Here is a 9276-nt window from a genome sequence, read left to right as displayed (position 1 = left end):
CACCCTCCGTGCCCTGCTCCGCGCCGCCTGGTACCTCTACCGATGGGCCAACCGACCAAGATCACCGCGAATCCGTTGACCTACTGGCGGACGCTCTTACTGCCGTCGCTGAGCACGTCCACGGTGATGCTGCCGGCCATCAGTCGAGCGTGCCCACGACTGCTCCCCGGGTCAACGCCGCCTCGAGTCTCTGGGGAGGCCGGCACGCCTGTGGACGACGCCCGCTCATCGACGGTCGAGAGCCTGGGCGTGCTGTTGCGCGATCCAGGCGTGGAGGTCGTCGGTGCGGTACAGGACGCGTCGGCCGAGGCGGAAGCTGCGGGGGCCGGTGCCCAGGTGGCGCCAGTACCGCAGGGTGGCGACCGGCGCACGGAGGAGGTCGGCCGCCTCGGTGATGGTGAGCAGCTCGGGTTCGCGGCCGGCGAGATGGTCGGTCATGGTCGGCTCCGGTCGTGGTCGGATGGGCGAGGCCCCGTCACCTGTAGAAGGCGCCAAACGAAGCCCATTGGTGACAGCCGACCGCAAGATCCTGCCGGGATTCTCCAGTTGGCCTGCAGTTCTCTGATGCGCGGCTCATCGCCCGAGGCCGGGGGCCGCGCCGCCCCGAGTGAGGGAGGGGCCGCGGCGCTCGGACTCCGGCCGCGGTACGCCGGGATGAACGGCGGCCGGTCGCGAGGCTGCCGGGATCTGGCGGCGCTCGGCGTCCCGGGCGCGCCACGCGTTGCGTTCTGCGATGAGCCGATCGGCGGGCTGGTAGAGGAGGGTCGGGTCGGCCACCAGCGCGGCGATGCGTTCCCGCGCCCCGGCCAACTGGTGCTCGGCGGCCGCGATGCCCCGGTCGACATCGCTCAGCCGCTCGGCAGGGCAAGGAACGCAGCCGAGCGCACCGCCCGGGGTGAGCTCGTGGGCGGCCTGAAGGGCGACGACAGCGCTCAGCGTGTCGTGCTGCGGCTGCAGGAGGTCCAGCCGATCGAGGCAGCGCTGCTCGACCGTCCACGCCTCGCGCAGCTCGGCTAGCACCTGGTCGAGCGGACGGGGCTGGGCGTAGCGGGCGGCTTCGGCGGCGGCGAGCTGCGCGGCGTGGCCGGGGCCCAGGTCGGCGCGGTCGCGGCCGAACACCGCTATCCACTGCTGCCGCGCCTCGGCCAGGTCGGCGGCCACCAGGTGCGCGGTATTCGCTGTGCGGCCTCGGGTCATGCCGACGTAGGCCGACGCGGCGCCGGTGTGCTCGCCCATCACCACATGCGCCGAGGTGAGGCTGTCGCCCTGCACCCCGTGCGCGGTGCTGGCGTAGGCCAACTCGACGTGGGCGGTGACGTAGCCGGCGGGCAGTACCCGCTCCCCCGCTCCGGCTGGGGTGACACTCGGGGTGACATCGGCCGGGACGGCGCCGGTCGGGGTGACGTCGGCCGGGGCGACGGTCAGCGACCCGTCGCGGTTGACGGCGGTGACGGTCCAGATGTCCCGGTTCGCCACGCCCAGTGCTCGGTCGTTGCGGCGGGTGGCGATCCGGTCCCCGGCGCCGATCCGCTGCCCCGCCCCGGTGACCGCGACCCGCGTGTCGTCGACGCGCCCATCGGTGACCAGCCGATCCCGGATGGCGGCGCCCAGTTCGGCGGCCTGCTCGCGGGTGTCCACCACGATCGCTATCTGCTCGCCCCCGCGGTGAAGCTCGGCGGCCAGGTCGGCCAGCGCCTCCCGCAGCGCAGCGGCGTCGGCGTGCAGGCGGACCTCGCCGCGGGCGGCCAGCGAGTCGAACACCCGGCCGGGATCCGCGCCGGCGCGCATGGCCAGGGTCAGGTCGGCGTACTCGGTGTCGGGCACCGTCCGCCCGGTCTGGTCGGTGCGGGTGAAGCGGTGCACCTCGTCGAGGGTCACGTGCGCGGTCGGGTCGACCCGGCGCACGGCGAGGTCCAGCACCCCGCCGCGGCCGACGGCGGCCAGCTGGTGCCGGTCTCCGAGGAGCGCCACCCGGACGTCGTGCTCGTCGACGACGACCAGCAGGGCTCGGGCGGTGTCCTGGTCGAGCATCCCGGCCTCGTCGACGACCAGCAGGTCCCCCGACCGCAGCCGCGCGTTCTCCCCGGGTCCGGCATAGAGCTGGCCGGTGGCCGGGTCGGCCTCACCGGGGGTCAACCGGGTCCAGGCGCCGGCGTCGTCCCAGCGCCAGCCGTGCTGGAAGGCCAGCCAGGCCGCCGAGCCGGCGGCGGCGCCGACCTCGGCGGAGGCGACCCTGGCCGCCTTCAACGTGGGGGTCACAACCATCAGCCGCCGCCCCCGCTCCTCCAGTCGTCGACGGGCCGCGGCCAGCGTCGTGGTCTTGCCCGCGCCGGCCGCGCCCTCCACCACCACCAGCGGCCGGTTCCCGGCGAGCGCGGCCGCGGTCGCGGCCTGACCGGGATCCAACAGTTCCAGGCCGGCTCCCCGGTCCGGCCGCAGGTCGGCCGCCGAACTGTGGTGGCCGCCGCGGGCGGCGAGGCGGGCGACCAGGTCGGCCTCGACCTCCAGCACCGCCGGAGAGGTCCAGGCCCGGACGTGCTCGGGTACCTCGCCGCGGTCAAGCAGCGGAAGGCAGCGGGCCAGGGCTCGGGCGGTGAGGTCCTCGGCCAGCTCGCCACGGACCGCGGCCTCGGCGACGACGCCCGCAGCGGCGATCAGCCGTTCGGCCTCGCCGCGCAGGTCGGCGGCGTTCCACGCCGAGCGGCCGGCGGCCAGCCGGGTGAGCATCTGGTCGGCGGCGCGGTCGCGGTCCAGGACGCCGATCGGGGTGGACCCCAGCTCAACCGGTCGGTCGGGGTCGCGGTAACCGAGAGCGGCCAGTTCGGCCCTCCACCGCGCGGCGAGGTCGGCGCCCGAACGGGGGGTGACCTTGTCCGGGCGGCCGTCGGCCCATGCCCGGGCGTCCCACGCCCGCCGCAGCGCCGGCCCCGGGAACTCCCCGGGGTGCGCCGCGGTCCAGTCGCGTTCGTAGCGATCGAGGTTGCGCCCGATCTGCGCCGCCCGGGCGCTGAACGGACCGATGTACTCGGCGAGCTCCAGTATTTCTCCAGTCGCATCCGGGGTGTAGCCGTGGGCGGCCAGGGCGGTGCGGAACTGCGGATCGCAGACGACCGCGGCGTGCCCGATGCCGTTGATCGCGGCGAGGAAGTCACGCACGCCGACGGTGTGCAGCCCGCGCCATTGGTCGGCGGCGAACACTCGGGCGCTTATCTGCAGGTGCAAATGCCGGTGCGGATCGCCGGCGCGGGAGGTGTAGTGCCGCACCGTCACCGCCTCCAGCACCTCGAGCGGCACCTGCACCTGCCCGCCGCGTGGGCCAATCCGGGTGGTCGCGTGCCCAGCCAGCCAGCGGATGATCTCGACCGCGGCGCGGTCCTGCGCGGCGTCGTAGGCTGCGGCGACGTCCGGGTGCACTGCGGCAGCCAGGGACCAGGACTTCGGGCCGTTGACCACCACCTCGACGAACCGGACGGCGCGCTGGTCGGTACGCAGCCGCCCGCGCAGCGCGCCGGTGTCCGGGTCCTGGCCGGCCACCCAGCTCTCGTAGGTGTCACCGCTCAGCGGCACTCGCTCCTCCACCCGCCCGGCGGTGGCCGTGAAGCGGCGGGCCAGGCCGGTGCCCTCGGCCAGGTAGTAGTCATCAGCGCGGCCGCGGTCGGCCTCCAGGTACGCCCGGGCAGCCGCCGGCGTGCCGGCGTAGACCTTCATTCCGCCATGCATTTCCACCGCCATTCGACGATGACCAACACGTCACCCCAAGAAACGACGATGGACCCCGCGAAACGGGGCCCGGGCTACCTCTATTGGTAGCATGCGTGCCGTCTCTTAGAGAAGCCTCAGGGAGCGTGGAAAGCTCGGGATCGTCGACTTTTCGAACAGTAGATGCCAGGTAGTTGAATAGCGATGGAAAGTGGAGCTGGATCTCGCTATTCATGCCGACTATCGAAGCGTTGGCAGGAAAGTAGTCAGAAGTTGTGGGATCCTATGAACAGCGGCACAGGCCCAGAACGCTGACGCGCATTCCGCACGAGCCGCACAGCGGAGTCGCCGGGGTTGGGCGCGGACTCCTGCTTGTACCGGCGTCTCGTGGCGCCCGCGTTGCGCGTGCAGCCGGCGACGCCCCGTTGCTCTGGGCGGCCAGATCGCGCAGGACCGCAGCGACCTGGGCCTTGGTCACCTCCGCCCCCGCGGCGCGCAATGCTGCAGCCACCCGTCGCGCCCCCTGGCCAGGGTGTAGCCGGATGGCCACCGTGATCCGCTCGCGCAACGCGCGGGGCAGGGCCGGCTCGGAGCCGGCGGATTTGGGTACGGGTGGCGCGACGGGCACCGTGGCTGGTGCCCGGCCCCGACCCTTCGCGGTCTTCTTGGCCGCGCCGGCTGCGACTCGCCGGGAGGGAGTGCGGCTGCGATCCGTAGCCCGCGGTGGGGCACTGGGGAGGGCCGCAACATCCCAAGGGGCCTGCCGCTCGACGACCTCGTCGTCCAGGGCGTCATCGAGTGACCCCGACTCGCGGTCGGCGAACCAGTCACGGATTGATCTGGCCATGGCTACCTCCTGACGGTCCTTGCTCATTCCCTCCGGCGCCGCGGATCCGCAGCGCGGCGCTGAGCCCGGATACAGCGGTGTGCCAGGTCCGGAGTTCCGCGGCCGTCGGTGCCAGCTCGTAGGGGTGGTGGTGGCAGGCCCGGCTCAGGGCGTGCCAGGTCGCCGCGGCGTCCCGCGCCGTCTCGGCTCCGGGCGGTGTTGTCGTGGCGAGCACGAGTAGTTGCGCCCGCATTGACGCCTCTGCCGTGCCCGGCTCCGTGCGGTCCCAGAAGGCACGGAGCTCCTCCTCCAGGGCGGCGCGAATCAGAAAGGCGGCAGTCCGCGGCCACCAGCCGCGGGCGGCCGGGTTCCCGGTGACCAGCAGGTGGTCGGCCTGGGCGAGCAAGTCCTCCGCTTCGCTCACGGGACGGCCGCGGCGGGGCTGGCGGCAAGCAGGTAATCGGCCATCCGCTGCGTCTTCTCCACAAGGTCGACGGCGTTGAACGCTCCGCCACCGTGCACGCCCTTGTTGCAGGCCTGGTGCACGTCGCCCGCCCACCTGCCCAGGCGCTTGTTGTAGTGCCCGAGGACGTCGCCGCCCTTGCCGGAATCGTCGAAGAGGGCGAGCGCCGTGATAGCCGTCAGCGTGCTCACCCCGGTCAGTGCGGTCTCGACGTCGGCGTGCCGGTCGCCGCGGCCGAGCCGTCGCCGTCGCACGGCGTCGTGGCAGGCGGCCTCCAGGGCACTCCGGCAGAAGCCGGCGACCACCCGGTTTTTCGCCGCATCGGTGAGGCTCTCGGTCCGGGCGACGGCTCGGGCATCGTCGAGGTAGCGGGTCACGGGGTGGTCGGACTGCGCCAGCTCAACGACGCTGCGCTCGCGGCGAACGACCTCCCAGATGGTCGCCGGGAGCTGGAGCCGGCGGACTGCGTCGGGGAGCCGGTCGTCGTGGGTGAAGACGACGACCTGGTGGGTGTGCGCGGCGCCGGCCAGCACGCGGGCGAGCCCGTCGACCTTTGACGGGTCCATGGCCTGCACGGGGTCGTCGATCACGACGAAGCGGAACGGGCTCTGGTCGAGCATGGCCCGGGGCAGGAAGAGCGCGAGGCCGAGGGCGTGCAACTCGCCCTGGCTCATCACCCCGAGAGCCGCGCCCGAGTCGCCGTCAACGGTGACGTCGAGCTCGACCCGCCGCCGAGTCTTCGCGCCCTCCAGCCGCACGGGCCCCAGGTCGACGTTGCTCTCCTGGCGCAGCTGCCGCCAAACGTCGGCGGCATGGTTGGCGATCGGCCGTAGGCCCTCATCGCGCAGGTCGTCGGCCTGGCCCTTCAGCCAGTCGCGGGCGGCTTTCACGTCGGCCCGCAACTGCGCCTGCGCGGACACCTCGCGGGCCCGCGGCAGGTGTACTGCCAGCTGCTCGGCCAGGGGCTGCCACGCGTCCTGGCGCCGCCGGAGTTCCGCACCGGCAGCCGCAGCAGCCGCGCTCACCAGCTCGGCAAGGGCTGCGGTGTCGTTGCGCAGGGCTGTCACCACGGTCGCCGGGTCTTCGGCCCGGGCGGCCGCCGTCCACGCGGACCAGCGGACGTGCAGGTCGGTCCCGTCGACCTCGGGCGGGGACGCCTGCAGCAGCACTGCGGGTGCGGCAGCAGCGAGCGCGTGGACCGCGGCGCGGGCAGTGCGGAGCGCGGCATGGGCCCGCTCGGCGGCCGCCGCCTGCTCGCGCAGCCGGGCGAGCTGCTCCGCGGTGGCCGCCCGCCAGGCGTCGTCGATCCGACCCGCCGCACCGCACACCGGGCAGTCGGCGTCCGCGGTGTGGTCGGCGTGGTCGAGTGCCTGCTGGAGCAGCGCGACCAGGCGCCGCGCCTGGTCGCTGTCGCCGCCGGACAGATCCTGCACGGCGCCATTGGCGGCATCGAGGTCCTCGGCCGAACGCAGGGCCGCGGCAGGGTCCGGAGGGGCCAGGTCGGCCCACCCCTTCAGCACGGCCAAGTCGCCGGTCGGTGCCTGCTCGCCTCGGAGCACGTCGGCGACGACGTCGAGGTCCGGCATCCGCCCGCCGAGGGCCTCGGCAGCTCGCGCGGCGCGCTCATCGTCGGTAACGCGCAGTGCGGCCAGCAAGTCCGTGCCTTCGCTGGCGCACTCCTTGCGCCGGTTCTCCAGCTCGGTGAACGCGCGGTGCAGCCGCTCCTGGGCGTCGGACACCTTCTGCAGCCCGAGGATGCGGAAGAGAGCGTCGTAGAGGTCCGACGGGCGGCCGAGCACGGAGCCCAACTCGGAGTAGGAGAGGAACGGCCGGTAGGCACTCAACGCGTCGTCCCAGCCCAGCTCGCCGTACTCCCGGCGTGCCCCCTGCCGCTGCGCCCACACCCTCGAGGCGTCCACGTCGTCGGAGTCCCACTCCCGGGCTACTCGCGTCGTGCCGGGCTCGCCATCCACGTGCAGGTCCACCTGCACCGAGGGCTGCGCGTCACCGCGATGCAGGTTGCGCCAGCCCTCGCGCCACACCGACGAGCGGTCCCGCCAGCGCGCGTTGGTGCCGGTCAGGGCGATCTCGGCCGCCTCGGCGAAGCTCGACTTGCCCGATCCGTTGCGGCCCACGACGAGGGTGAGGCCAGGACCAGGCTCCAGCTCCAGGCTCGTCTGCGGTCCGATGCCGCGGAAGCCGGTGACGGTGACCGACCGGAGGTAGGTCCGCGGGACGTCGGCCGGCTCGACCGTGCCCACCGCGGCCTTCTCGCCGACCGCCCCGTCGAGGGCCGCCCGGAACTCGTCATCCCCCCAGAACGCGCTGAGGACCAGGAGCTTGGCCTCCTCGGACAGCACGGCCTGGTCGACCCGTTGCGAGAGCCGCTCGTGCAGCCCGTCGTCCCCCGTGCTCACGGACATGCTGATCCCTTCCATGTGCGGGTCAGCCCGGGTGGCCGACGGACTCCCAGAACGCCGCCTCGCCGATCACCCGCACGCCCAGCGCGCGGGCCTTTCGCGCCTTCCCGGATTGCGACTCGGGGTCGGCGCACACGAGCACATCGGTCCTGCCCGAGACCGCGTTCATCGGCTCGAGGCCGGCGGCGCGCGCGGCGTCCACGAACGCTGACCGCGGGCGGGACATCTCTCCGGTGAAGACGATCGTGTCGCCCGGCGACAGGCCCCGCACACTGCGCGGAAGCGACACCCGCGCACCGGACCGGACCATGGTCAGCGCCGTGTCGACGTCGTCGGGTCGCATCCCCAGCAGGACGGCGACCCGGTCGAGGTCGGAACGCTCGGCCTGGGTAACTACGTCGTCGGCGAGCGCGACAGTAGCCAGAGCGTCGAGGTACAACCGGTGTGCGGCCTGTACGTGGCCCGGCCCGCAGCCGAGCTCACCGGCCAGGGTCAGGAGCTGATCCGCCTCGCTCACGCTCACCAGGCGGTCTTCGAGGACCTGATCGAGCACTGCCAGGTATGGCGCCATGGTCGCCGGAGCGGCGGCCAGGTCGGGCAGCGCCGAGACGAGGTTGGGCAGGTAGCTGTCCCGCTCGGAACGCGCCGCCGCCGCTCGAGATCGGGTCACGCTGCGGCAGGGATCCAGGAACGGTCGTCGGCTCAACGACACCTCCGCCAGCAGAGTCGCCCACTCCCGTGTGGACACCCCACCGGAGCGCACGTAGATGCCGTCGACATCGAAGTCCACCGCCAGGGCGGCGTCGGTCAGCGCCTCGTCACCGAGCAGCTCGCGCAGGCGGCAGAGAGCGGTCGCGGTCACGCGGGCGTCCTCCAGTGCCGCATGCGCGTGGTCGTGCGCGATGGAAAGTGCTTCGCAGACGGACGCCAGCGAGCGCATCGAGCGGTCGAAGAACCCGGCGAGCCGCATGGTGCACAGCGCGGGTGACAGCGCGATCGGCAGACCGGCGCGGCCGAACTCACGGGCAAGGAAGCGCAGGTCGAACAGCGCGTTGTGAGCGACGACCACCCGGCCAGACAGCATCGCAGCGAGGTAGGGCGCCACCTCGGCGAACGGAGGGGCACCGACGACGTCGGAGGCGCGGATACCGTGAATCGAGGTGGCGCCGACGTCTCGGCCCGGGTCGACCACGGTGCAGAACTCGTGCTCCACGCCGCCGGCCTCGTCGAGCAGGACGACCCCGATCTCCACGACGCGGTCGACGCTCGGGTACACCCCGGTCGTTTCCAGGTCGACGACTGCGACGCTCATGCCGCAGCACCCGTCGTCGCGCCCCCGTCTTGCGGCCAGCTGGGCGGGTAGGCACGGGCCGCCTCACCCCCATGCGCCAGTAGGAAGGGGCGCGACAGGCGCAGACCTTCGATCTCGCCCCAGGCGACGAGCAGATCGGACACCCAGCGAGCCACGGTCAGCGCCCCGGACGCGACCGGATCCCCGGCGAGCGCCGGCGCGGCCGCGGCGGGGACGCGGGGCCACCGTGGCCGGACGAGCTGCCGCCGGGAGGACGGCAACGTCGCCAGGTGCGCGGTGAAGGCCCGGTCGAGCGCATCGACCTCGCCTTGCACGGCGGTGGCGAGTGCCCCCGCATCGGCCCCGGCGCCGAACCGGCCGCCCGCCGCGTCCGTCGTCACGAGCAGCCGACCGGCGATGAGCCCATCGATCCGCTCGTCGTCGGCCGGCAGCACCCAGGCGCCGGCCATTGTCGACTCCAGGCCGTCCCCGACGCTGACGTGCCAGATGACGACTCGTTCGCCAGTCGGCTGATCCACTACCGCGATGCCGCTCATCGATTCCCCCGTCCGCGCAA

Annotated in this window: 6 protein-coding genes; all 6 read right to left on the bottom strand. The window is 73.3% G+C overall.

Annotation, left to right across the window (positions count from 1 at the left end; translation table 11 throughout):
* Positions 1-225: 225 nt before the first annotated feature.
* The 6 genes from E9529_RS14910 to E9529_RS14885 all read right to left on the bottom strand — a co-directional run bounded on the left by E9529_RS14910 (position 226) and on the right by E9529_RS14885 (position 9256).
* Positions 226-438 (bottom strand): AlpA family transcriptional regulator, encoded by a 213-nt coding sequence (locus E9529_RS14910; RefSeq protein WP_236831937.1) that lies wholly within the window; start codon positions 436-438, stop codon positions 226-228.
* 135 nt (positions 439-573) lie between these two features.
* A complete protein-coding gene (mobF, locus tag E9529_RS14905) occupies positions 574-3708 on the bottom strand; it encodes a MobF family relaxase (RefSeq protein ID WP_236831936.1) in 3135 nt (1044 codons plus the stop codon).
* Between the two features lie 818 nt (positions 3709-4526).
* On the bottom strand, positions 4527-4949 hold the full coding sequence (locus tag E9529_RS14900; protein WP_236831935.1) for a hypothetical protein: 423 nt from the start codon (positions 4947-4949) through the stop codon (positions 4527-4529).
* Positions 4946-7411, bottom strand: a complete 2466-nt coding sequence (locus E9529_RS14895; RefSeq protein ID WP_236831934.1) for an ATP-binding protein — start codon at positions 7409-7411, stop codon at positions 4946-4948. The genes E9529_RS14900 and E9529_RS14895 overlap by 4 nt, the downstream gene beginning before the upstream one ends.
* A 22-nt stretch (positions 7412-7433) precedes the next feature.
* Positions 7434-8720: a 3'-5' exonuclease gene (locus E9529_RS14890; RefSeq protein WP_236831933.1), complete on the bottom strand. Its 1287-nt coding sequence runs from the start codon at positions 8718-8720 to the stop codon at positions 7434-7436.
* Positions 8717-9256 (bottom strand): hypothetical protein, encoded by a 540-nt coding sequence (locus tag E9529_RS14885; protein ID WP_236831932.1) that lies wholly within the window; start codon positions 9254-9256, stop codon positions 8717-8719. Before E9529_RS14885 ends, E9529_RS14890 begins: the two co-directional genes overlap by 4 nt.
* Positions 9257-9276 lie beyond the last annotated feature (20 nt).

Origin of the sequence: Blastococcus sp. KM273128 (assembly GCF_021698975.1) — a bacterium.
GTDB lineage: Bacteria > Actinomycetota > Actinomycetes > Mycobacteriales > Geodermatophilaceae > Blastococcus.
Note: the sequence above shows the minus strand (reverse complement) of the source record. Positions and strands in the feature narration are given on the sequence as shown.

What these genes read in the sequence shown, in the direction of transcription:
- E9529_RS14910 (WP_236831937.1), bottom strand. Translation starts at nt 438, where the DNA reads ATGACCGACCATCTCGCCGGCCGCGAACCCGAGCTGCTCACCATCACC.
- mobF (WP_236831936.1), bottom strand. Translation starts at nt 3,708, where the DNA reads ATGAAGGTCTACGCCGGCACGCCGGCGGCTGCCCGGGCGTACCTGGAG.
- E9529_RS14895 (WP_236831934.1), bottom strand. Translation starts at nt 7,411, where the DNA reads ATGTCCGTGAGCACGGGGGACGACGGGCTGCACGAGCGGCTCTCGCAA.
- E9529_RS14890 (WP_236831933.1), bottom strand. Translation starts at nt 8,720, where the DNA reads ATGAGCGTCGCAGTCGTCGACCTGGAAACGACCGGGGTGTACCCGAGC.
- E9529_RS14885 (WP_236831932.1), bottom strand. Translation starts at nt 9,256, where the DNA reads ATGAGCGGCATCGCGGTAGTGGATCAGCCGACTGGCGAACGAGTCGTC.